This window comes from Streptomyces sp. AJS327 (genome assembly GCF_013450295.1).
Classification (GTDB): Bacteria; Actinomycetota; Actinomycetes; order Streptomycetales; family Streptomycetaceae; genus Streptomyces.
The window spans coordinates 2,488,772-2,510,818 of the sequence record NZ_SKBR01000001.1; the positions used below are offsets into that span (position 1 = coordinate 2,488,772).

Consider the following 22,047-nt stretch of genomic DNA (forward strand, 5'->3'; position numbering starts at 1 on the left):
CCCGGCCCGGGGGGGGGCGGCGGTGACGCCCCGACCCTCCCGTCCCGGCCCCGCCGGTCCGCGCTGGCCGGCGCGGACCCGCGCCCCACCCCGGCCTTGACCGGGCGCCACCGCGCCGGTACGGATGGTGCGGGCGTGCCAGCAGACTCCCCGTGCGGTTCCCTCCCTGACAGGATGACTCGTTGAGCAGGACACCGGATCTCGGCCCCGTACCGCGGCGCATCCCCGTCGAGACACGGCAGGTGCGCGCGCTGCTGGAACAGCAGTTCCCCCGGTGGGCCGCCCTGCCGGTGCGGCCCGTCGCCAACGGCGGCTGGGACAACTGGACCTTCCACCTCGGCAGCGACATGCTGGTGCGCCTGCCCAGCGCCGCCGAGTACGCCCTGGCGGTCGACAAGGAGCACCGCTGGCTTCCGGCGCTCGCGCCGCGGCTCCCGTTACCGATCCCGGTGCCGCTGGCGAAGGGCGAGCCCGGCGCGGGCTACCCGTACGCGTGGTCGGTCTACCGCTGGCTCGGCGGTGAGCCCGCGCGGACGGAACGCGTCGCCGACCCCGTCCGGTTCGCGCGGGACCTGGCCGGGTTCGTGGCGGCCCTGCGCGGTGTCGACCCCACCGACGGCCCCCGCCCGGGGGTCCACAACTGGTATCGCGGCGGCACGCTGCGCACCTACGCCGGACAGGCCCACGCGGCGCTCGCGGACCTGGGATCCCACCTCGACGCCGACCTCGCGCGGGAGATCTGGGGCCACGCCCTCGACGCCCGCTGGGACGGTGTGGAGCGCTGGTTCCACGGCGACCTGGCCGAGGGCAACCTCCTGCTCGACGACGGGCGGCTGGCGGCGGTCATCGACTTCGGCACCTGTGGCGTCGGCGATCCGGCCTGCGATCTCGCGATCGCCTGGACGCTGCTGACCGCCGAGGGCCGGAGGGCGTTCCGGGAGCTGCTTCCCGTCAGCGCGGCGGAATGGGCGCGCGGACGTGGCTGGGCGCTCTGGAAGACCCTGGTCGTCTACGCCAGCGCGCTGGACGACGACGAGGAGGAGGAGGCCGCCGGCGCCCGGCGCGTGCTCGACGGGATCCTCTCCGAGTACGTGGCCAGCGGCCGGTCCTGAACTCCCGATCACGAGCCCGGTCAGCCGCGGCCCCGTGGCGCCGAACGCCCGTGCCGTGTGGGGGCGTTGGGCACGCACGACCGGGGCGCCGGTGTCCGGTCCCGCCCGGACGGGACCGGGCGGGACCGGGAGGCGTCCCGGCGGGGGCACGCGGGACGGCCGGGGCGTGGGGCGGACCAGCGTCGCCGCGGTGGTGTGGTGTGCGGCGGTGTGCGGCGTATGAGGGGTGGCGGCGGCTGTTTCGAGCCGTCGGAGCCGCGGACTGAACGGTGACGGCTGGCGCCCGGTCTCCCGGGGAGCGGATCCGATTCCGGTAGGGGCGGCCGGAGTTCACACCGTGCTGGCGGCTGCCCGCGCGCGGGGGTGGCGGATCCGGCGGCGCCGGGGCCGCGAGTTCTTCCGCACCGCGCGTAGATCTCCTCTGACCTGCTGTTCTATTCCGCCCGTCGGAGGTGGGGGAGCGTGGGTCGGTGACGGTGGGAGGCCGGGTGGCGGGCGCTCCGGGGACCGCTCGTGGGGGGCGGAATGGCGGCCCGGGGCGGACCGAACATTCCGGAAAGGTTCACGCAGGGGTATTGACGCTGGTTCATGTCCGGGGCAACGATGCGTCGAAGCGTTCACGTGAACGTTCACATTCCATCGTCAACGGTTTCCAGGCCGCTCCGCCGTGTCTGAAAATCGCCGAACGAAGGGCAACGTGGTATGCCGTTTTCCAGATCCGTGCTGCGCGGGCTGAGTCCCCTGGGGGCCGTGCTGGCGGCCTCCGTGCTCGTCCCCGCGCTCACGGTTCCCGCCCAGGCCGCCCCGCGGCCCGCACCCCAGCGCACGCTCGACGTGCGGGTGGAGACCTACAACACCTGCGGGCACGGATGTCTGCCGACCCTCGCCGAGTGTGAGGCGGTGATCGGCCGGGACTGCGCCACGAAGCTGGAGCCCTGGGCCGAGGGCCGCGCCGCGAGGGTGGCCGCCGACGTCTCGGCCTCGCGGGCGGACGTGGTCTCCACCCAGGAGATCGGGAACAACGCCACCCCCACCCAGCCGGGGGTGGACGTGGAGTCGTTCCGTGCGCCGCTGACGGCGGCGATGACCGAGCGCGGGTACGCGCAGGCCCCGGCCGACTACGCCGGAACCCGCCACCCCAGCGAGGGGTATCCGCTCAAGTCCGGTGCGGGGCGGTTCACCTACTACGACGCCCAGCGCTTCAGCCACCTCGACGCCCGGGGCCGGGAGCTGCCGCACGACCTGCTGTGGCTGCCGGACTCCACCGAGATCTACGGCAAGACGATGACGTGGAACACGTTGCGCGAACGTGCCACGGGCGCGCGCTTCGTCGTGGTCAACATGCACCTGGAGTACCGCAAGAAGGGCGCGACCGACCCCAACGGCTGGACCAGGGACTGGGACAGGGTCCGCTACGACGACGCGCGGCGCACCATCCAGCACCTGACGCGGGACAACCCGGCCACCCGGAAGCTGCCGGTCGTCTTCGCCGGCGACATGAACTCCGACAGCAGGGAGGCGGGCGCCAGCCCACACGCCGCCTTCACCGACGCCGGGTACGCCGACGCCTTCGACACGGCCAAGCGCCGCTCGGGAGCGGAGTACCGCTCGTTCAACGGCGGCGGGATACCGCTGCCCCGGGGTGAGAGCAAGATCGACTACGTCTTCGTCAAGAACGGCACCGCCGTACGCGACTGGACGCTGACACCGCAGACCGACGCGCCGGCCGGCGAACCCCGCGACCTGCTGCGCTCCGACCACAACCAGATCAACGCGACCGTCCGTCTCCCGGTGGTGACCCGATGAACGCCTCTCCCTCCCCCCAGCACGAGACCCACCGCGCGAATCCCGCGCTGGCCCGCTTCAACCCGCTGTCCCGCGTCCTGGTGCACGACGACTTCAACTCCGGCACCCACGGCTGGGTCGAACTCATCGGCAACCACGACGAGCACGGCGACCTGGACACCGTCGACGACCACATGCGCGACTTCCGCCCGCCGCAGCTGAGTTCGTGCAACTTCTTCGACGTGGGCACGCACGGGGCGATGACCGGTACCTACGCGCTGAAGGTGGCCACCCGGCCGCTGACCGGCCACACCGGGGTCGCCATCCGCCGGCTGACCATGGCCGGGCGCGGCCGGGTGCAGTTCGAGACCTACTTCACCTACAAGGCGGAGGCCGCCTCCGAGGAGAACCAGGCCGCCCACGCGGCGGGCGGGGGCAAGTGGGACGCCAACTTCCACCCCTCGGAGAACCAGTTCGGCGCCCTCACCGTCGCGACCGACATCTGTGACGGAGTGCGCTACCACTGCGTGGCCCGCTACCTCAACACCGACCTGGACAACAACCCGGTACGGCGCTGGGTCTACCCGACCGTCCCGGAGCCCACGCCGCGCGAGCACTTCGAGGGCAAGCTCAAGCTGCCGCGAACGGCCGACTTCACCGCGCCCAACCCGGAGGACTGGCAACCGTTCACCCCCGAGCAGGAGTTCTGCTACAACGAGGTGCCCACCAAGGTCAACTGGCACTACCTGCGCTGGGTGATCGACACCAGCACCCGCACCAACGTGGAGCTCCAGCTCAACGACGTCGTCCACGACATGCGGGACGTCCCCGTGCCCCCCTATGACGAGGAGTACGGGTCGCTGGAGAACCTCCTCAACTTCTACGTGTCCGTGCGCACCCACAGCGACGTGCGGAACTTCCTGTACCTGGACTCCGTGCTGATCTCGGTGGATTGGTGAGAAACATGACCATGCGTCAATCGCTGACCGTCGTCCTGGAGCGCAACGCCACGCTCTCCGGCACCTTCACCACCGAGCCCTACGAGGTCGCGTGGGCCGCCGAGGCCCGGTGGTTCATCCGCACCCTCCAACGCTCCGCCGAGGGCGTCCGCTTGCGGGTCCGCGCCCAGGTGTCGCCCGACGGGCTGCACTGGTGCGATCTGGAGGAGCCCCGGGACGCCGCGGGCGACCTGGAGAGCTGGCCCTCCCGGGACTTCGCCGGCTGGCTCCGGCTGAAGGGCACCGTCGAGTCCGCCGACGGCGCGGCCCCGGCCGACGGTGCGCCAGGCCCCAGCGCCAAGGTGCTCATCTACCTGGCGCTCAAGAGCTGACCGGAGGGCGAACCCGATGGCGTACACACCGCGACGCCGGGTGTCCGCGTTCGGCCGGCGCGAGTTCCTCGCGCTGGCCGGGCTCGGCGCCTCCAGCGTCCTGCTCGGCGGCTGCGGTCTGGACGGTCCCGCCGGCGCGGCCCCCCGGGGCGCGCTGCGGGCCGCGTTCGGACAGCCGATCACCGACCTGGACCCCTACAAGGCGGGTACCGCCGTCGACGAGGCCACCCTGATCGTCAAGCGCCTCGTCTTCGACACCCTGGTCCGCCGGGTGGGGGAGGAGCTCAAGCCCGGGCTGGCCACCTCCTGGACCCAGACCTCGCCCACCACCTGGGTCTTCCGGCTGCGGCGCGGCGTGCGCTTCCACGACGGCGGCCGTCTGACGGCGCGGGACGTCGTCGCCTGCCTGAAGCGCACCCAGGCGGTCCCCTCGGCGCAGACCCCCCTGTGGGAACGGGTCAAGCGGGTCCGGGCGGACGACGACCACACCATCACCTTCGTCACCGACGGGCCGCTCGGCTCCCTGCCCGTCAGCCTGACCCTGCTGTTCATCGTCCCGGAGAAGCTGGTGGCCGCGTCCTCGCAGTCGCGCGCGCCCGTCGGCTCGGGACCGTTCCGCGTCACCGAGTTCACCCCGTCCTCCGGGGTCGAGCTGGTCCGCCACGAGGACTACTGGGGCGGCCGGGCCGAACTGCCCGCGGTCTCCCTGCCGTTCATCGCCGAGACCTCCAGCGCGATCACCGCGCTGCGCAACGGCGACATCGACCTGCTGTGGCCGGTGCCGCCCGACCAGCTCGCGGAGGTCACCGGCGCGGACGCGGTGCGCGTGGAGACCGTGCCGAGCTGGACCTACTACCTGAACTGGTTCAACTGCTCCCGCAAGCCCTTCGACGATCCGCGAGTGCGGCGGGCGCTGTGCCAGGCGCTCGACCTGCCCGCCATCATCCGGCACCTGTTCGGCGAGGGCGCCCAGCGGATGGACGCGCCGATCCCCTCGACCGTCTTCGGTCACCGCCGTCAGCGGCCCTACCGCCACGATCCGGCCGCGGCCCGCCGCGCGCTGCGCGAGGCCGGGCTGGGAGACGGCTTCCGTACCTCGATGATGTGGTTCGACGCGACGGGTCCGCTGGCGCGGGAACTCGCCCAGGCGATGATCTCCGGCTGGCGGGAGATCGGCGTCGAGGTGGAGGCGCAGAGCATTGAGAAGGCCCAGTGGCTGGAGCGCCTCAACTCCCTGGACTGGGACATGAACCTGCAGACCAACACGGTCACCACCGGAGACGCCGCCTTCACCGTGGGCCGCCTCTACACCTCGCAGGCGAACCGGCTCGGCTACCGCAACCCGGAGCTGGACAAGGTCCTCGCCCGCGCCGACCGGACCGGTGACCAGGAGGAGCGCGCCCGCCTCTATGGTTCGGCCTGCCAGACGCTGTGGGAGGACGCCGTGGGCGTCTTCCCCGCCACCCTCGTCACCGCCTACGGACGGCGGGCCGGGCTGAGCGGCTTCACCCCCGCCGCGAACAACCAGCCCGACCTCGCCCGCGTCGGCAGGCGCTAGGCGGTCCCGGTGGCGCGGCACACCGTCGGCGACGCAGCAGCACCCGACCGAACCGAAGGATCCGATTCCCGTATGACACCCCGACACCGCGCGACCCTCCGCGACATCGCCGCCTCCCTCGACCTGTCGGTCAACACCGTCTCGCGCGCGCTGGCGGGCAAGGACGCCGTCTCGCCCGTCACCCGGGAACGCGTCGAGCAGGAGGCCCGGCGGCTGGGCTACGTGCCCAACACCATGGCCCGGTCGCTCGTCACACGGAACGCGATGACGCTCGGCCTGGTCATCACCAACCCGTCCAACCCGTTCTACGCGCGGCTGATCAGCGCGATCGAGGAGCGCGGGCGGGTGCGCGGCTACTCGCTGATGCTGATGGTCACCGAGGACAGCGTCGCCAACGAGCGGCGTGTGGCCGAGGAGTTGCTGCGCTGGGGCGTGGACGGGGTGCTGGCGGTGCCCGTCCAGCACGGCGCCGACCACTGGGCCCGTCTCCAGGAGTCCGGCACCCCGGTGGTCCTGCTCAACCGCGACCTGGACGACCTCGCGGCGGACCTGGTCGGCGTGGACTACTTCGCCAGCTCCCGGCGGGCCACCGAACACGTCCTGGCGGCCGGAGCCCGCAGGCTCTTCCTCATCGAGGAGGACCTGGAGATCTCCCCGGTCGCCGAGCGCGTCCGCGGCTTCCACCACACGCTGCGCGAGCACGCGGACAGCGTCGACTCGTACACCGTCGCCCGGGTCCCCACCCGCCGCCGGGAGTCGAGTTCGCTGCCCTGGGACCCCGCCGACTCCTACGAGATCGGGCGGGAGATCGCCGAGCGGATCGTGCCCGGCACCGCCGTGCTCGCCGGGAACGACTACTTCGCGCTCGGCGTGTACCGAGCCCTCGCCGAACGCGGACTGTCCATACCGGAGGAGGTGGCGGTGGTCGGCAACGGCGACCACCCCTTCTCCGCCTACCTCAATCCACCGCTGACCACCGTGCGGCTGCCCGCCGAGCAGATCGGGACGACCGCCGTCGACCGGCTGCTGTCCCGGATGTCCGGCCAGGAGACGGACAAGGAGCCCGTACACGAGCTGTTCGCGGCCGAGTTGATCGTGCGCTCCTCCACCCGCGCACGGGAGGACCTATGACCAGTTTCCTGCTCAAACGCATCGGCCAGGCCGTCGTCGTGGCCTGGGGCGCGATCAGCCTGGTGTTCGTGATCGTCCGCGTCGTGCCCGGCGACCCGGCCCGGCTGATCCTCGGCCCGGACGCCAGCGCCGACCAGGTCGCCTCGGTACGCGCCGACTTCGGGCTCGACCAGCCGCTGTGGCGGCAGTACCTCACCCACCTCGCGGACGTGCTCCGAGGCGACTTCGGGGAGTCGTGGCGGCTGGGCGGCAGCGCCATGGCCAACACCCTCGACCGCTATCCGGCCACCCTCACCCTGGCCTTCCTCGCGCTGCTGGTCACCCTGTTCCTCGGCTTCCCGCTCGGCATGCTGTGCGCGCGGCGGGCGGGCGGACCGCTGGACAGCGCCATCTCCACCAGCTCGCTCATCGGCCAGGCGCTGCCCTCCTTCTGGCTCGGCATCGTCCTGATCCTGATCTTCGCCCGGCAGCTGGAGTGGCTGCCCTCCACCGCCGGAAGCGGACTGGCCTCCGCCGTGCTGCCCTCGGTCACCCTCGCGCTGCCCTTCGTCGGCTGGCTCGCCCGGCTGGTGCGCAACAGCGCGCTGGAGGAGGGCGCCAAGGGGTACGTGCGCACCGCCCGTGCCAAGGGCACCGGTGAGGGTGTCATCAGCTACGTCCACGTCGGCCGCAACATCGCGGTGCCCGTGGTGACCGTCCTCGGACTGCTGCTCGGCAACTTCGTCGCCAACGCCGTCATCGTGGAGGTCGTCTTCTCCTGGCCCGGCATCGGCTCGCTGATGGTCGACGCCATCACCAACCGGGACTACGCCGTCGTCGAAGCCGCCATCGTGACCATCACGATCACGTACATCCTGCTCAACCTGGTGGTCGACGCGCTCTACTTCGCTCTGGACCCGCGACTGACACCGGAGAACGCATGAGTGCCACCGGCGGCATACCGCCCACCACGCCCTCCACCACCCCCTCCGCGACCGCCCCCGCCCCGGCGGGCGGCGCGGCCGCGCCCGGCGGACCGGACAGCGCGCGGGCCCCGGGCCGCCGTCTCCTGCCCGCCGCGCTCCGGGGGCTGCCCGTACGCGCCTGGATCGCGCTCGGAGTGCTGGCCCTCTTCGTCCTCGCCGCGCTCCTCGGCCCGCTCATCCGCCCCTACGACGCGGTGGCGACCGATCTGCCCAGCCGTCTGCTCGCCCCGGGGGAGCGGACCGCCGACGGCTCGATCGCCTGGCTCGGCACCGACCAGCTCGGCCGGGACCTGCTCGCCAACCTGCTGGCCGGGAGCCGCGTCTCGCTGGTCGTCGGACTCGCCACCGTGGTGATCGGCGGCGCGGTGGGCCTGCTGGCCGGGCTGGTCTCCGGCTACTTCGGCGGCTGGCCCGACACCCTGCTGTCCCGCGTCGGGGACATCCAGCTCGCCTTCCCCTCCATCCTGCTGGCCATCCTGCTCGCCGGGGTGCTGGGGCCGAGCCTGACCAACATCGTCATCACCCTCGCCGTCACCCGGTGGGTGATCTTCGCCCGGGTGGTGCGCGCCTCCGCCCTCTCCACGCGGGAGCTGGAGTTCGTCAACTCCGCCCGCCTGCTGGGCGCCGGGCACCTGCGCATTCTCACCCGGCACATCCTGCCGTCCTGCTGGCAGCCGCTCCTCGTGGCCGCGACCGTCCAGATCGGGCTGACCATGGTCGCCGAGGCGTCCCTGTCCTTCCTCGGCCTCGGCGTCCCCGTGGACCAGGCGTCCTGGGGGGCCACCGTCGCCCTTGGACGCGACTACCTCGGCTCCTCCTGGTGGATCGCCACCATGCCCGCGCTCGCGCTGGCCGCCGTCGTCGTCTGCGTCGGCGTCATCGGGGACGCCTTCCGCGACTCCTCCGACACCCGGCCCGACCTGTGAGCCCCCCGCTCCGCGGCCCCGCCGCGGCCCCCCACCGCCGACCGCCGCACCCCACCGGCCCCCGTCCCCGCGCGGGCGCCCCACACCGCCCGCCGTGCCGGACCGCCCCACCGCCCCGGCGCCCGGGCCCGTCCCGCACCACCGTGAGCCCCCCGGCGAAAGGGCACCGATGAGCACCCCGACGAGCACCCCCTCCCGCACCCCGCGCGAGCCCTCGCCCGAGACCGCCGCCCACCTCACCAACCTGCGCGTCAGCACGGGCCGGGAGGACCGGCGCGTCGACATCGTCCGTGGCGTCAGCCTGCGGCTGACCCGGGGCCGGGTGCTGGCCCTGGTGGGGGAGTCCGGCAGCGGCAAGAGCCTCACCTCGCTCGCGTTCATGGGGCTGCTGCCCCCCGGACTGCGCGCGACGACGAGCGCCGCCGCCATCGGCGACACCGACACCCGGGACCTGACGCCCGCGCGGTGGCGCCAACTGCGCGGCCCCCGCGTCGCGATGGTCTTCCAGGACCCCAGCTCCGCGCTGAACCCCGCCTTCACCATCGGCTGGCAGATCGCCGAGCCCCTCCGCCGCCACCTCGGGCTCCGTGGGCGTGCCGCCCGGGCCAGGGCGGTCGCGCTGATGGAACAGGTCGGCATCCCCGACGCCGAGCGCCGCTACGGCGCCTACCCGCATGAGTTCTCCGGGGGCATGCGCCAGCGCGTCGTCATCGCCATGGCGCTCGCCCTCGACCCGGACGTCCTCCTCGCCGACGAGCCGACCACCGCACTGGACGTCACCGTCCAGGCGCAGATCCTGCGGCTGCTCGCGGCGCGGCAGCGCGAGGCCGGACTGGCGATGCTGCTGGTCTCGCACGACCTGGGCGTGGTCGCCAAGGTCGCGCAGGACGTGGCCGTCATGTACGCGGGACGCGTCGTCGAACAGGGCCCGCTGGCCACCGTCTACGAACGGCCCGCCCACCCCTACACCCGCGGCCTGATGGAGGCCGTCCCCGAGGCCGCGGGCCCCGGCGGGCGGCTGCGCTCCATCCCGGGCCAGCCGCCGGACCCACGCCGGATGCCCGGCGGCTGCGCCTTCCACCCCCGCTGCCCACTGGCCACCGACCGCTGCGCGGGCGAGGACCCCGCCGTCCGGGAGCTGCCCGACGGACGCGAAGTGGCCTGCCACCACGCCGAGTCGGTGCTCAGCCTCGCACCGGCGCGGCCGGACCGGGACCCACGCCCGGATGGGACCGGTGACCGGCCCCACGACCCGGCCGGGGAGGGCGCGGCCACCGGGCCCGCCCCGGCCAGCGGCCCGCCCGGCACCGGCGCGGGCCCGGACGACCCAGCACACCGGCACGGGAGGACCGACGGGTGAGTACCCAGCAGCGCACCACCACACCGAGCGCGCCCCGGCCGCCCGAGCCGGACGGGGACGTCCTGCGCGTCTCCGGCCTGTGGGCGGGATACGAGAACCGCTCCGGACTGACCCGCCGCCGCGTCTCCGCGGTGGCGGGCGTCGACCTGGCCGTGCCGCCCGGGCGCACGGTGGGCGTGGTCGGGGAGTCCGGCTGCGGCAAGTCCACCCTCGCGCGCACCATCGTCGGCCTGCGGCGCTCCTTCTCCGGCAGCGTCGTCTTCGCCGGACACGACCTGGCGACCGCCTCCCGGCGCGAACGCCGGGAACTCTCCCGCGACCTTCAGATGGTCTTCCAGGACCCCTTCACCGCGCTGAACCCCCGGATGACGGTCGGGGAACTGGTCGCGGAGGGCTGGCGGGTCCACCGCGGCCTGGTCCCGCCCGCCGAGCGAGCCACCGAGGTCGCCCGCCTCCTCGACCTGGTCGGGCTGCGTGAGCAGTACGCGGCGCGCTACCCCCGCGAACTGTCCGGTGGCCAGTGCCAGCGGGTGGCGATCGCGCGGGCGCTGGCGCTGCGGCCCCGGCTGATCGTCTGTGACGAGGCGGTCTCCGCGCTGGACGTCTCCGTGCGGGCGCAGATCCTGAACCTGCTCGCCGACCTCCAGGAGGAACTGGGCGTCGCCTACCTCTTCATCTCGCACGACCTGGACGTGGTACGGCACATCGCGCACGAGGTGCTGGTGATGTACCTGGGCACGATCGTCGAACGGGGCCCGGCGGCCGAGGTGTTCGCCAACCCCCGGCACCCCTACACCCGGGCGCTGCTCTCCGCGGCGCCCTCCCTGGACGACCGCCCCGACCAGCCGGGACGCGAGGTGGTGCTGCGCGGCGAGGTCCCCTCACCGTCCGACCCGCCCTCCGGCTGCCGCTTCCGCACCCGCTGCTGGATGGCGACCGGACGGTGCGCCACCGAGTCGCCGTCGCTGGAGCCACGCCCCGGCGCGGAGCACCCGGTGGCCTGCCACCACGACCCGGACGCCCCCGCACACCACCACGCGGCGGGCTGACCCGGACCCGGGCCGCCCCCGCCAACAGCCCTGACTCCGGGGGCGGTTCGCGGCGTCCTGGGCGCCGCACGCGAGCGGCCCGCCCGTACGCGGACGCGTACGGGCGGGCCGGGCTCCGCGCTCAGGCGCTCAGCAGCAGCGGCTCTGCGGGTTCTCCTCCCGGTGCCGGGTGCGGTAGCGCTCGTACTCCTTCCGGCTCGGCACCGGTTCGCCCGGGTGCCGCTCCGCGTGGCGCTGGCGGAACCGCTCGTAGTCGGCCGTGCCGGAGATCTCCCGCAGGTACCAGCGGACCGTCCGCAGGGCGCGGGAGGGCGCCGCGCGGAGCGCCGCCCTCACCGGGAATCTCCGGGCCCCGAGGTCGAGTTGGCGCCGGAGGACGCGCCGGAGGTGGCCGCGGCGGGTTCCGCGGAGCGGGAGTCGGGGACGGTGATCGTCGACTTCACGTAGGGCACCTCGGTCGTCGGCAGCGGCTCGGGGGAGCGTACCGCCTTCACGCAGACCACCGCCGCGTGCCCGATCACCAGGGTGACCAGGATGAGGAAGATCGCCATCAGCACGCCGTCCACCGTGGAGTTGAGCACCACGGTCCGCATGTCGTCCAGCGAGGTCGCGGGCGCCAGCACCTTCTCCTCGTCGAGCGCGTCCGCGTACTGACGGCGCTGCGCGAAGAAGCCGATCTTCGGGTCGCTGTGGAAGATCTTCTGCCAGCCCGCGTAGAAGGTGACCGCCACGTCGAACGCCAGCGGAACACCCGTCACCCAGGCCCAGCGCAGCCGTCCGGCCTTGATGAGCAGGGTCGTCGCGACGGTCAGGGCGAGGGCGGCGAGCAGCTGGTTGGCGATGCCGAACAGCGGGAAGAGCTGGTTGATTCCGCCCAGCGGATCGGTCGCCCCCGTGTAGAGGAAGTAGCCCCACAGGCCGACGATGATGCCGCTGGTGATCCAGATTCCCGGCTTCCAGGTGACGCGGCCGATCGGCTTCCAGACGTTGCCAAGCATGTCCTGGAGCATGAACCGGCCGACCCGGGTCCCCGCGTCCACCGTGGTGAGGATGAACAGGGCCTCGAACATGATGGCGAAGTGGTACCAGAACGCCTTCATCCCGGCGCCGCCGAAGACCCCGGAGAAGATCTCCGCCATCCCGAAGGCCAGAGTCGGCGCACCGCCCGTCCGGGCGATGAGACTCTCCTCCTCGACGGACTTCGCCGCCGCCGCCAGGTCCTCCGGAGTGATGGTGAAGCCCAGGTTGGCCACCGCCTCCGAGGCGCTCTCCACGGTCGAACCGAGCATCCCCGCCGGGGAGTTCATGGCGTAGTAGAGGCCCGGGTCCAGCACGGAGGCCGCGATCAGCGCCATCACGGCGACGAACGACTCCATCAGCATCGCGCCGTAGCCGATCATCCGGACCTGCGACTCCTTCTGGATCAGCTTCGGCGTGGTGCCGGAGGAGACCAGGGCGTGGAAGCCCGAGAGCGCGCCACAGGCGATCGTGATGAAGAGGAACGGGAACAGCGCGCCGGAGAACACCGGCCCGTCACCGGACGAGGCGAACGACGTCACCGGCTCGTTCTTCAGCGTCGGCGCGGTGATGATGACACCGGCGGCCAGCAGCACGATCGTGCCGACCTTCATGAACGTCGACAGATAGTCGCGCGGTGCCAGCAGCAGCCACACCGGCAGCACCGAGGCCACGAAGCCGTACCCGATGAGGCAGAACACCAGGGTCTCGGGCGACCAGGTGAAGGTCTCCGCCAGCGAGGAGTTCTCGACCCAGCCGCCGCCGACGATCGCGAGCAACAACAGCGCGACCCCGATGACGCTGGTCTCCAGCACCCGGCCGGGCCGCAGGAAGCGCAGGTAGAGCCCCATGAAGAGGGCGATCGGAATGGTCATCGCCACCGAGAAGGTGCCCCAGGGCGACTCCGCCAGGGCGTTGACGACCACGAGCGCCAGCACGGCCAGCAGGATGACCATGATGGCGAGCACGGCGATGAGCGCCGCGACACCACCGATCCTGCCCAGCTCGTCCCGGGCCATCTGGCCGAGGCTCTTGCCGTCCCTGCGCATGGACAGGAACAGCACCACCATGTCCTGCACCGCCCCGGCGAAGATCACGCCGACGACGATCCAGATGGTGCCCGGCAGGTACCCCATCTGGGCCGCCATGACCGGCCCGACGAGCGGCCCGGCACCGGCGATCGCGGCGAAGTGGTGGCCGAACAGCACGCGCCGGTCGGTGGGTTGGAAGTCCACGCCGTCGTCCAGCCGTTCGGCCGGGGTGGCGCGGCTGTCGTCCGGTTTCAGGACCCGACGGGAGATGAAGCGCGAGTAGAAGCGGTAGGCGATCGCGTACGAGCCGAGTGCGGCCGTGACCAGCCAGATCGCCGATATCTCCTCACCGCGGGAGAGTGCGACCATGCCCCAGGAGACGCCGCCGACCAGGGCGACGCATGTCCAGATCACGATCGACTTCGGTGTGAGTCCCGCTCTCCGGGCACCGGTGTCAGTCAAGGTTGCTCCAGTGGTTCGTCCCGCCCGCGCGATCGACTCGGCGGGTGGGGCGGGTGGTGGGATGGGGCGGTGACGCGGGCGGCCGGGACGCGTCCACGGGACACCGGACGCGGGACCACGGCACGCGGGTGGGGTGGCGCGGGGCCGCTCGACGGCTCAGCCGGTCCGCGCGGTCGGCCGCCGGGTCGTCGGGGTGTCCGGTGCCCGGCCGCCCCGCGCCCGCCTGCGCAGCAGCCCCGCGCAGATCAGCAGCCCGGCGGCCAGCGGCACCCACAGTAGCTGGTACCAGTAGAAGAACGGCCAGCCCAGGAGCCGGGGTTCGGCCCGCAGGCTCACCGGGGCGAGCAGCGGCCCGACGAACGCGACCAGCAGGCAGATCCGCGAGCCCGTACGGGCGGCGGGCAACCGGACGGCCCCGGTCCGCGATGCGGTTCCCGATGGCCGAATACGTCCTCCGGACATCCGGCGACGCCTCTCTCCGCCGGTACGGCGGGCACTGTCGGACGAGGTGAGCGCAGCACACTTCGCGTGCTCTCACCACATGACAAAGGTCTGTTCTTTGGCTGAATCCAGTGGTTCACTCCTGGGCTGTCAGGGCTTTCTCCTTCCGCGCGAGTGATCCGCGGGCCTCGTGACGGCCCGCCGGACAGGGTGCTTCGTCCGGTAGTTGCGCGTCGGCCCCGGAGGGTTTACCGCCACGTCGCCGGTTTTCCACCGGCCGCGGCGGCCACACCCCCCGGGCCGCGGCGGACGGTGCCCGCTGCCGGGCACCGTCCACGATGAGCCTGGAGGAGCCATGAACCACCTCGTCCCCACGGTGACCTGCGCCGTCGTCGTTCTCGCGGCCTCCGCCGTCGCGCTGAGGGGCGACCGGCTGGCCCCGGCGACCGGGGTCCGGCAGGACCTGGAGGACTGGGCCCTCGCCGACCGGCGGCAGGGCGGCGTCCTGGTCTGGTGCCTGCTCGGCGGCACCATCTACACCGCCTACACCTTCACCGCCGTCCCCGGCGCGGTCTTCAGCTCCGGAGGCATCGGCTTCTACGCCCTGCCCTACACCGTCATCATCTGCGCGCTCGCCTTCGTCCTGCTGCCCAAACTCGCCGCGACGGCGCGGGCCCACGGGCACGTCACCGTCGCCGACTTCGTCCGGGAGCGCTACGGGTCGCCGCTGCTCACCCTCGCCGTCTGCCTCACCGGGATCTTCGCGACCATGCCCTATCTCGCCCTCCAACTGCTCGGTCTGCGAGCCGTGCTGAACGTGCTGGGACTGGACGCGGACGGACTCGCCTCCGACGTGGCACTGACGGCGGTGTTCGGGGTGCTGGCCCTGTCGACCTACCGCTTCGGGCTGCGCGCCCCGAGCGTCGTCTCGGTCGTCAAGGCCATGCTCGTCACCGGCTCGACGGTGGCCCTCGCCGCCCTCGTCCTGGGGCGCCTGGGCACCCCCGCCGAACTCTTCGACCGCGCGGGCGCGGTGCTCACCGGCCGGGACGGCGGTCCGGCACTGGTGCCCGAACCGTCCCTCGCCCTCGCCTACACCTCCCTCGCGCTGGGCTCGGCGCTCGCGCTGTTCGCCTTCCCCCACGTGCTGATGGTCGCCTTCTCCGCCCGCGACGGCGGCGTGCTGCGCCGCTCGTCGGTGACCCTGCTCGGCTGGACGGCGATGCTGGGCGGGTTCGCCCTGTTCGGCGTCGGGGCGCTCGCGGCGGGAGTCCAACCACCACCAGGCCGCTCCGAGTTGGCGATCCCCCTGCTGGTCCTCGACCTCGCCCCGGGCTGGGCCGCGGGGGTGCTGCTGGGCGCGCTGGCGGTGGCGGCGCTCGTCCCCGCGGCGGTGATGTCCATCGGCGCCGCGACGCTCTTCGCCCGGAACGTCTACCTCGACGTCGTCAACCCGCGGGCCACCGCCGCCCAGGTCACCCGGGTGGCCCGGCTGATGTCCCTGATCGTCAAGGTCGGCGCGCTCGTCTTCGCGCTGGCGCTGCGCGACCAGGCGGCCATCAACCTCCATCTGCTCGGCGCCGTGTGGGTGTTGCAGATCCTGCCGGTCATCGTGCTCGGGCTGCTGCGCCGCACGCCCCACCGCGGCTCACTGCTCGGGGGGTGGCTGGTCGGCATGGTGGTGGGCACCGGCCTAGTGAACGCCAGCGGCTTCTCCTCCCTCGTCCGCCTCCAGTTCGGCCCGTTCGACCTGTACGTCTACGCCGGGTTGGTCGGTCTCGCCGTGAACCTCGCGGTCGTCGCGCTGGCCAGCCCCCTGCTGGACAGATGGGGCGTCCCCCGTGGCCTCACCGGGGTGCTCCGTCCGGCCTCCGCGCGCCGTGAGGAGGGGACGCTCCGTTGAGAGGCCATCAGAAGCCCTGGCACCTGGCCCCCGGAACGGTGGCCGGCGGCGGCACTGGCGCGTCCGGGGCCCCCGGCCCGTACGAGACCCCCGTCGCGCCCCCGGCCCCCGAGGACCCCGCCGCGAAGGTGTCCGGCCCGCCGGAGGCCGAGGCGGGCGCCGAGCTGCGGGACGTGGAGCGGGAGACCGCCATGATCAGCCTGTTCGACGGATACCATGCCCAACTCGTCCGCCTGGCCGTACTGTTGGGCGCGGAACAGGACGCGGAGGATGTGGTCGCCGAGGCGTTCTGCGTGCTGCACCACCGTTGGTACCGGCTCCGTTCGCCGGAGGCCGCGCCCGCCTACCTGCGGTCCGTCGTCTGCAACCTGGTGCGGATGCGCATCCGGAGTATCCAGGTCTCGCGGCGCCACGCGAGCGTCGAGGTCGACGACATCGACTCCGCCGAGTCCACCGCGCTGCTGCACGAGGACCAGCGGCAGGTCGTCGACGCGCTCAAGAACCTGCCCGACCGGCAGCGCGAGGCGCTGGTGCTGCGCTACTGGATGGATCTCAAGGAGAGGGAGATAGCCGAGGCGATGGGGATCAGTACGGGCACCGTGAAGTCGCACATCTTCCGGGGGATGGACGCGCTCTCCCGTGCCCTGGAGACCCATCGATGAGTGTGGACGACCCCGAGGCGCGGCTCCGCGAGACGCTCGACTCGCTGGCGCAGAACGTGACCCCCGCGCCCGACGCCTACGCCAGGGCGTCCTCGGAGTGGCGGCGGCGCGACCGGCGCCGGCGGCTGCTGATGCTGGTGCTCGCTGTGGTGATCATCGCGGTCGCCGACCTGGTGGGACTCTGGGCGCTGCACTCCCTCTCGGAGTCCGACAGCCCGCCCGGCGACCAGCGGGTGGACGTGATCGTCCAGCCCTGAGCGCGCCGCGCGGCGGGAGACCGTCGCGCGGCGCTCGTGCGAGGGCTCCGTCCCAGTGACGATCACCGGGACGGAGCCCTCGGATGTTCCGCCGTGCGCGCCTCCACCGTCCCCACCCCGGTGGCGGCGCACCGGCTCAGCTCAGCTGGCGGGAGATCTTCCACAGGGCCTTGACGGCCCGCTCCACGTCCTTCTTCTGGTGGAAGAGGTGCGTCGAGACCCGGACCACGTGATGCGGCTTGGCGGAGCCGATCACCGGGAAGTCGCTCGTGCGGATGACGATCCCGTGCTCCGCCTTGAGCCGGTCCACCAGCTTGGCCGTCTTCTCCGCGTCGAAGACGTCCCCCGCGTCCCGGAACGGCGCGAAGGAGGTCAGCGCGCAGACCAGCCGGGGGTCGTCCTTCGGCGAGTACAGCGCCTTGACCCCCCACCGCTCGGCGATCAGTTCCTTGAGGTGGGCCGAGAGGTCCAGCACGCGGTCCTGGACGCGCTCCCGGCCGATGCGGTCCCAGACCTGGCAGGCCCGGCGCACCCCCTCCATGACCGCCATGCTGCTGTTCCCGACCTCCTGGAGGTACGCGCCGATGTCGTAGCTCTCCTTCGACCCGTCCGCGCGGGGCGGCACCCCGCCCTCGTCCGGGTAGCCGCTGGAGACGACCGGCCAGAACTCGGGCAGCGGGTTGGGGTTGTGCTGGGAGAGCACCTTGTTGCGGATGTACAGGACCCCGGTACCGCCCGGGCCGCACTGCCACTTGGCGCCCGCCCCGGCCAGGAAGTCCACGCCGAGCTGGTGGAAGTCGTAGGCCATCATCCCGGGTATGTGCGCCCCGTCCACCACGCTGATCAGCCCGTGCCGCTGGGCGAGTTCCGCCAGCATGCGGATCGGCAGCATGGTGCCGGTCTTGTAGAGCGGGGCGGAGAAGAGCAGCACCTTGGTGCGTGAGGTGATGGCCTTCCGGAAGAGCCGCACGTAGTCCTCGGCCCGCTGGTCGTTGCCGACCGGCAGCTCCACCCGTTTGATCACCACGCCGTACCGGTCGCGCGCGAGCGCCATCGGCACGTTGCCACCGGAGTGCTCGTGGTTGGTCGTGAGGATCTCGTCGCCCTTCTTCAGGTTGAGGCCGGCGAGGATCTTCGACATTCCGTCACTCGTGTTGTGGGTGATCACCATCTCGTCGGTGTCGCATCCGTAGCCGCGCGCGGCGACCGCCCGTACGTCCGCGAAGTCGCTGTAGGCGGCCTCCGGTTCGGCCGCCAGCTCGCGGTGCGCCCGGTCCACCGCCGCGACGACCTCACGCGGCGGGGCGCCGACCGTGCCGACGTTCATGAACAGCAGGTCCTTGTCGATGCTGAACAGACGCCGCACCGCCTCCCAGTACCCCGAGGAGGTGGGCGAGGGCAGCGCGGCCGCCGTCGGCCCGGCGCCCTGCCCGGAGGCCGCGCTGGCGAACGGCGCCCCGGCGAGGGAGCCGACCCCGGCGGTGGCGGCCCCGGCCCCGAGCATCCCGACGAAACCTCGGCGGGAGAAGCCGGAGCGGGTGGGGGCGGTCTGCGATCTCGTTACTGCCATGTCGTGTGCTCCTTCGGCGTCACCGCGAGGTGACATGGATGAGTGAGAACCAGTGAGTCCGGATCAACCCGAGCGAACTCGATGAATCTGAACGAACCTTGATGAATGTTGACGAACAGGGAGGAATCGCTGCGCGCGGGCAGCGGAAGGGGAGGTACGGCCGGTGTACGGCCGGTCGGGGATGGGGGAGATGGGGGGAGAGAAGGCCGGTCAGCGGTCGGAGCCACCGACGGGCCGCGCGGTGATGGCCGCTCAGCGCACGGCGATGGCGGCGACCTCGACCTTGGCGTCCTTGGGCACTCGCGCGGCCTCGACGGTGGAGCGCGAGGGTGGCGCGGAGGAGCCGAAGAACTTCGCGTAGGCCGTGTTGAAACGGTCGAAGTCGTCGAGGTCGGCGACGTAGACGGTGGTGGAGACGACGTGCTTCAGGGACAGGCCGTCGGCGCGGAGGATGGCCCTGACGTTGCGCAGGGCCAGCCGCGTCTGCTCCTCGATGGACGAGTCGGCCGGGATCTCACCCGTCTTCGGGTCGATGGGCAACTGCCCCGAGACGAACGTCATGTTCCCCGCGGAGATGCCCTGCGAGTAGGGGCCGATGGCCTCGGGGGCGTCGGGTGTGGTGATGGGCCGGTGTTTGCCGCTGTGCGGCTTCCCGCCCTCGTCGTCGCCCCCCTGGTGGGCGACGGCGGACGCCCCGCCCAGTCCGGCCGCCAGCACGGCGGCCGCGGTGAGCGCTCCGAGGGTCCGGCCGCGCCGGTTCGTCATCCGGGATGGTCTCTTCAGGAACTGCATTCGCTGTCCTCCCGCACACGGTCGCGTGAATACGCCCAGACGTTCGGGCGTCGCATGCTGGTTGGTTGCGCGAGGACGGCCGGAGGTTTACCCCGTGGCCGAATTCTTCCGCCGGGATCGCGGTGGCCCGCGGAGTGGGGTCGCGGACGCGCTCGGGCCGGGCCCACCCCGCGGGCGGGCCCGGCCCGAAGTGCCGTGTCACCAGGGGCCGTCGCGGCCTCAGGGGATAGCGGGTGGAGCGTAACCGAGGGAGTAGGAGAGCACCGTGAGCAGCGTCAGCGCGACCGGCGCGAGGAACAGCAGCTGGAGGAAGGTGAAGCCCACCACGTGCCGCGCCCGTAGCTGGAGGATGCCGAGCAGCGGCAGCATCCAGAACGGGTTGATCAGGTTGGGCAGCGTCTCGGCGACGTTGTACACCTGCACCGTCCAGCCGAGGTTGGCCTCCAGCTCGTTCGCCGCGTCCATCACGTACGGCGCCTCGATCAGCCACTTGCCACCTCCGGACGGGATGAAGAAGCCGAGCACGGCCGAGTAGACGGCCACGACCAGCGGGAAGGGCGCGGCCGAGGAGAGAGAGGTGAACGCCTGCGTCACGTAGTCGGCCACCGAGTTCCCGGCGCCGTTCGTCGGACGGGTCAGCACGGCCGCGATCGCCGCGTAGATCGGGAACTGGATCAGCACACCGCTGGTGGCGGGCACCCCCTTCGCCACGGCGGTGAGGAAGCTGCGCGGCCGCCAGTGCAGCAACATGCCGAGCAGCAGGAACAGCAGGTTGTAGGTGTTGAGGCCGGAGATGGCCACCAGCGGATCCTCACCCGCGAACGTCTGGATCGCCCAGCCCACGCCCAGCGCCACGACCAGCACGGTGAGCAGCGGGCTGTACTCCAGCCACTCCCCGGGACGCGAGCGGGGCGGCAGCTTCTCGTCCTCGTCCGAGTCGAGGTCGACACCGAGGTCCGCCGCGCTGCGCACCTGTTTCCCCCGCGGAGCGGAGAAGTACGCGACGCTGACCACGACGACGATCAGTACCGCGGCGACGAGCAGGGACTGCCAGAGGAAGATGGTGTCCCGGAACGGGATGACCCCGGTGATCGGCATCAGGTTGCTGGGGATGCTGTCGGCGTTCGCCTGCAACTGGGCCGCGGAGGAGCTGATGCCCAGCGCCCAGACGCTGCCCATCCCCATGAACGCCGCGGCCCCCGCCGCCCGGTAGTCGACCCGCAGCTCTTCCCTGCGGGCCACCTCCCGGGCCAGCAGCCCCGCGAAGATCAGGCTGAAGCCCCAGTTGAACAGCGCGCTCACCGTGCTGACGATGGTGATCAGCGCGACCGCCCGGGGCCCGCTGGTCGGAATCGAGGCGATCCGGACGATCAGCCGCCGCGCCACCGGAGCGGTGGCGACCACGTACCCGCCGATGGCCACGAAGGCCATCTGCATGGTGAAGGGGATCAGATCCCAGAACCCGTTGCCGAACTCGCGGGTCACCGAGGCGGGGGAGGCGCCGATGGCCAGCGCGCTCCCCGCCACCACGATCAGTGCTATCAGGGCGAAGATGAACGCCTCGGGAAACCACTTCTCGGAGAACGTGGCCATCCGGACGGCCAGCCGGGACAGCGCCCCGGACTCCTCCGGCGCCGTGTCCCGGTCCTCTGGGGAGCCCCGGGTGGCTCGGTCTGCCTGCATCAGTCACTCCTGGGTGGGTTCATGTGCCCGCGTAGACGGTCACGGCGGCGATGAGATCGGTCAGGCCGGTGCCGACCGTCTTGAACACGGTGATCTCCCCGTCCTGACGGACGCGGTCGGCCGGGCGCGCGCACAGCTCGGGGAGGGTCGCGGCGATGTCGTCACCGGACAGGACGCCCGTGGCGAGGGCGGTGGCGATCTCCCCGGACTCGGTGCGCGCGACGTCGGAGTCGACGAAGACCGTGGAGCGGCCCAGCAGGGACGACTCCACCTCGTGCATCTCCGGGCGGAAACTGCCGATCAGGTCCAGGTGCGTGCCCGGGGTGACCCACGCGTCACGGATGACGGGCTCCCGGGCGAGGGTGGCCGTGGTGATGATGTCGGCCTGCCCGACGGCCGTCGGCAGGTCCTCGACCGGAACGGCGTGCGCCCCACGCTGGTTCAGGTCCTCCGCGAGCGCCCGCGCGGCCGCCGGGTTGTGGGGGTCGGCGACCAGGGTGGTCGTGATCCCCTCCCGGACGGTGGCGTAGGCGTCGTACACCGCGCTGCCGATGTGCCCGGTGCCGACGATCAGGTGGACGCGGGCGTCCCGGGGCGCGAGCAGGGACGCTCCCAGGGCGGCCGTCCCGACGGTACGCCGGCGGGTGAGCTCACCCCCGTCGACGAGCGCGAGGTGTCGCCCGGTCTCGCCGTCCGCCAGCACGTAGGCCGAGGACAGCGCGGGCTGCCCCCGCTCCGCGTTGCGCGGGAAGACGTCCACCAGCTTGACGCCGAGGAACTCCCGGTTCCAGGCGGGCATGACCAGCAGGGTCGACTGCCCCTCGGCGTCCAGGGAGTAGTGCTGCCGCGGCGGCACGGTGGCCTCGGTGGCCAGGCCGGCCCGGAGCGCGGGTATGAGGGTCGCGTAGTCCAGCCGGCCGGCGGTCTGGGCGGCGTCGAAGTAGTGCACGGGTCGGGTTCTCCTGGGGCTCGTCGGACGGGACCGCCGGTGGGGCGGGAGTGAGACAGCGGTG

Annotated in this window: 20 protein-coding genes; 13 read left to right on the top strand and 7 right to left on the bottom strand. The window is 72.4% G+C overall.

What is annotated here, in order from left to right; all coding sequences use genetic code 11:
- Positions 1 to 182: 182 nt before the first annotated feature.
- The 10 genes from E0L36_RS09930 (at position 183) to E0L36_RS09975 (ending at position 11,216) form a co-directional block, all read left to right on the top strand.
- Positions 183 to 1,112: an aminoglycoside phosphotransferase family protein gene (locus E0L36_RS09930; protein ID WP_180928446.1), complete on the top strand. Its 930-nt coding sequence runs from the start codon at positions 183 to 185 to the stop codon at positions 1,110 to 1,112.
- Between the two features lie 702 nt (positions 1,113 to 1,814).
- Positions 1,815 to 2,918, top strand: coding sequence for an endonuclease/exonuclease/phosphatase family protein (locus tag E0L36_RS09935; RefSeq protein ID WP_180928447.1), 1,104 nt, complete (start codon positions 1,815 to 1,817; stop codon positions 2,916 to 2,918).
- Entirely contained in the window at positions 2,915 to 3,856 is a 942-nt protein-coding gene (locus E0L36_RS09940; RefSeq protein WP_180928448.1) for a DUF6772 family protein, read from the top strand. Before E0L36_RS09935 ends, E0L36_RS09940 begins: the two co-directional genes overlap by 4 nt.
- Positions 3,857 to 3,861: 5 nt before the next feature.
- The gene (locus tag E0L36_RS09945; RefSeq protein ID WP_180928449.1) at positions 3,862 to 4,227 is read left to right on the top strand and encodes a hypothetical protein; all 366 of its coding nucleotides are present in this window, start codon (positions 3,862 to 3,864) and stop codon (positions 4,225 to 4,227) included.
- A 16-nt stretch (positions 4,228 to 4,243) separates the two neighbouring features.
- Positions 4,244 to 5,785, top strand: a complete 1,542-nt coding sequence (locus E0L36_RS09950; protein ID WP_180928450.1) for an ABC transporter substrate-binding protein — start codon at positions 4,244 to 4,246, stop codon at positions 5,783 to 5,785.
- 72 nt (positions 5,786 to 5,857) lie between these two features.
- The gene (locus E0L36_RS09955; protein WP_180928451.1) at positions 5,858 to 6,916 is read left to right on the top strand and encodes a LacI family DNA-binding transcriptional regulator; all 1,059 of its coding nucleotides are present in this window, start codon (positions 5,858 to 5,860) and stop codon (positions 6,914 to 6,916) included.
- Positions 6,913 to 7,839, top strand: a complete 927-nt coding sequence (locus E0L36_RS09960; RefSeq protein ID WP_180928452.1) for an ABC transporter permease — start codon at positions 6,913 to 6,915, stop codon at positions 7,837 to 7,839. Before E0L36_RS09955 ends, E0L36_RS09960 begins: the two co-directional genes overlap by 4 nt.
- Positions 7,836 to 8,807, top strand: a complete 972-nt coding sequence (locus E0L36_RS09965; protein ID WP_219636146.1) for an ABC transporter permease — start codon at positions 7,836 to 7,838, stop codon at positions 8,805 to 8,807. The genes E0L36_RS09960 and E0L36_RS09965 overlap by 4 nt, the downstream gene beginning before the upstream one ends.
- 169 nt (positions 8,808 to 8,976) lie before the next feature.
- Positions 8,977 to 10,167: an ABC transporter ATP-binding protein gene (locus E0L36_RS09970; RefSeq protein WP_219636147.1), complete on the top strand. Its 1,191-nt coding sequence runs from the start codon at positions 8,977 to 8,979 to the stop codon at positions 10,165 to 10,167.
- Positions 10,168 to 10,229: 62 nt separating this feature from the next.
- Positions 10,230 to 11,216, top strand: a complete 987-nt coding sequence (locus E0L36_RS09975) for an oligopeptide/dipeptide ABC transporter ATP-binding protein (protein WP_180928713.1) — start codon at positions 10,230 to 10,232, stop codon at positions 11,214 to 11,216.
- A 129-nt stretch (positions 11,217 to 11,345) separates the two neighbouring features.
- Here E0L36_RS09975 and E0L36_RS09980 read toward each other — a convergent pair whose 3' ends face one another.
- The 3 genes from E0L36_RS09980 to E0L36_RS09990 form a co-directional block, all read right to left on the bottom strand.
- A complete protein-coding gene (locus E0L36_RS09980; RefSeq protein WP_180928453.1) occupies positions 11,346 to 11,552 on the bottom strand; it encodes a YbdD/YjiX family protein in 207 nt (68 codons plus the stop codon).
- Complete coding sequence (locus E0L36_RS09985; RefSeq protein WP_374705515.1) at positions 11,549 to 13,789, bottom strand: carbon starvation CstA family protein; 2,241 nt, start codon at positions 13,787 to 13,789, stop codon at positions 11,549 to 11,551. The genes E0L36_RS09980 and E0L36_RS09985 overlap by 4 nt, the downstream gene beginning before the upstream one ends.
- Before the next feature lie 93 nt (positions 13,790 to 13,882).
- Positions 13,883 to 14,131, bottom strand: coding sequence for a DUF3311 domain-containing protein (locus E0L36_RS09990; RefSeq protein ID WP_180928454.1), 249 nt, complete (start codon positions 14,129 to 14,131; stop codon positions 13,883 to 13,885).
- A 391-nt stretch (positions 14,132 to 14,522) separates the two neighbouring features.
- Between E0L36_RS09990 and E0L36_RS09995 the strand changes: the two genes are divergently transcribed.
- Genes E0L36_RS09995 through E0L36_RS10005 form a run of 3 tightly spaced genes read left to right on the top strand, consistent with a single transcriptional unit; the run spans position 14,523 to position 16,989 of the window.
- Positions 14,523 to 16,070, top strand: coding sequence for a sodium:solute symporter (locus E0L36_RS09995; protein ID WP_180928455.1), 1,548 nt, complete (start codon positions 14,523 to 14,525; stop codon positions 16,068 to 16,070).
- Entirely contained in the window at positions 16,067 to 16,732 is a 666-nt protein-coding gene (locus tag E0L36_RS10000; protein ID WP_180928456.1) for an RNA polymerase sigma factor, read from the top strand. The genes E0L36_RS09995 and E0L36_RS10000 overlap by 4 nt, the downstream gene beginning before the upstream one ends.
- Positions 16,729 to 16,989, top strand: coding sequence for a hypothetical protein (locus E0L36_RS10005; protein ID WP_219636148.1), 261 nt, complete (start codon positions 16,729 to 16,731; stop codon positions 16,987 to 16,989). The genes E0L36_RS10000 and E0L36_RS10005 overlap by 4 nt, the downstream gene beginning before the upstream one ends.
- Positions 16,990 to 17,125: 136 nt before the next feature.
- On the opposite strand, the gene E0L36_RS10010 is transcribed toward E0L36_RS10005, so the two are convergent.
- From E0L36_RS10010 to E0L36_RS10025, 4 genes are all read right to left on the bottom strand, one after another.
- Positions 17,126 to 18,559 (bottom strand): aminotransferase class V-fold PLP-dependent enzyme, encoded by a 1,434-nt coding sequence (locus tag E0L36_RS10010; protein ID WP_180928457.1) that lies wholly within the window; start codon positions 18,557 to 18,559, stop codon positions 17,126 to 17,128.
- 252 nt (positions 18,560 to 18,811) lie between these two features.
- Entirely contained in the window at positions 18,812 to 19,351 is a 540-nt protein-coding gene (locus E0L36_RS10015) for a Rid family detoxifying hydrolase (RefSeq protein WP_180928458.1), read from the bottom strand.
- 219 nt (positions 19,352 to 19,570) lie between these two features.
- On the bottom strand, positions 19,571 to 21,034 hold the full coding sequence (locus E0L36_RS10020; RefSeq protein ID WP_180928459.1) for a short-chain fatty acid transporter: 1,464 nt from the start codon (positions 21,032 to 21,034) through the stop codon (positions 19,571 to 19,573).
- Between the two features lie 19 nt (positions 21,035 to 21,053).
- The gene (locus E0L36_RS10025; protein ID WP_180928460.1) at positions 21,054 to 21,983 is read right to left on the bottom strand and encodes an ornithine cyclodeaminase family protein; all 930 of its coding nucleotides are present in this window, start codon (positions 21,981 to 21,983) and stop codon (positions 21,054 to 21,056) included.
- Positions 21,984 to 22,047 lie beyond the last annotated feature (64 nt).

Excerpts from the sequence above, each read along its gene's own strand:
- E0L36_RS10020 (WP_180928459.1), bottom strand. The coding sequence starts at position 21,034 with ATGCAGGCAGACCGAGCCACCCGGGGCTCCCCAGAGGACCGGGACACG.
- E0L36_RS10005 (WP_219636148.1), top strand. The coding sequence starts at position 16,729 with ATGAGTGTGGACGACCCCGAGGCGCGGCTCCGCGAGACGCTCGACTCG.
- E0L36_RS09955 (WP_180928451.1), top strand. The coding sequence starts at position 5,858 with ATGACACCCCGACACCGCGCGACCCTCCGCGACATCGCCGCCTCCCTC.
- E0L36_RS09950 (WP_180928450.1), top strand. The coding sequence starts at position 4,244 with ATGGCGTACACACCGCGACGCCGGGTGTCCGCGTTCGGCCGGCGCGAG.
- E0L36_RS10010 (WP_180928457.1), bottom strand. The coding sequence starts at position 18,559 with ATGGCAGTAACGAGATCGCAGACCGCCCCCACCCGCTCCGGCTTCTCC.
- E0L36_RS09995 (WP_180928455.1), top strand. The coding sequence starts at position 14,523 with ATGAACCACCTCGTCCCCACGGTGACCTGCGCCGTCGTCGTTCTCGCG.
- E0L36_RS09965 (WP_219636146.1), top strand. The coding sequence starts at position 7,836 with ATGAGTGCCACCGGCGGCATACCGCCCACCACGCCCTCCACCACCCCC.
- E0L36_RS09960 (WP_180928452.1), top strand. The coding sequence starts at position 6,913 with ATGACCAGTTTCCTGCTCAAACGCATCGGCCAGGCCGTCGTCGTGGCC.
- E0L36_RS09940 (WP_180928448.1), top strand. The coding sequence starts at position 2,915 with ATGAACGCCTCTCCCTCCCCCCAGCACGAGACCCACCGCGCGAATCCC.
- E0L36_RS10015 (WP_180928458.1), bottom strand. The coding sequence starts at position 19,351 with ATGCAGTTCCTGAAGAGACCATCCCGGATGACGAACCGGCGCGGCCGG.
- E0L36_RS09935 (WP_180928447.1), top strand. The coding sequence starts at position 1,815 with ATGCCGTTTTCCAGATCCGTGCTGCGCGGGCTGAGTCCCCTGGGGGCC.
- E0L36_RS09945 (WP_180928449.1), top strand. The coding sequence starts at position 3,862 with ATGACCATGCGTCAATCGCTGACCGTCGTCCTGGAGCGCAACGCCACG.
- E0L36_RS09970 (WP_219636147.1), top strand. The coding sequence starts at position 8,977 with ATGAGCACCCCGACGAGCACCCCCTCCCGCACCCCGCGCGAGCCCTCG.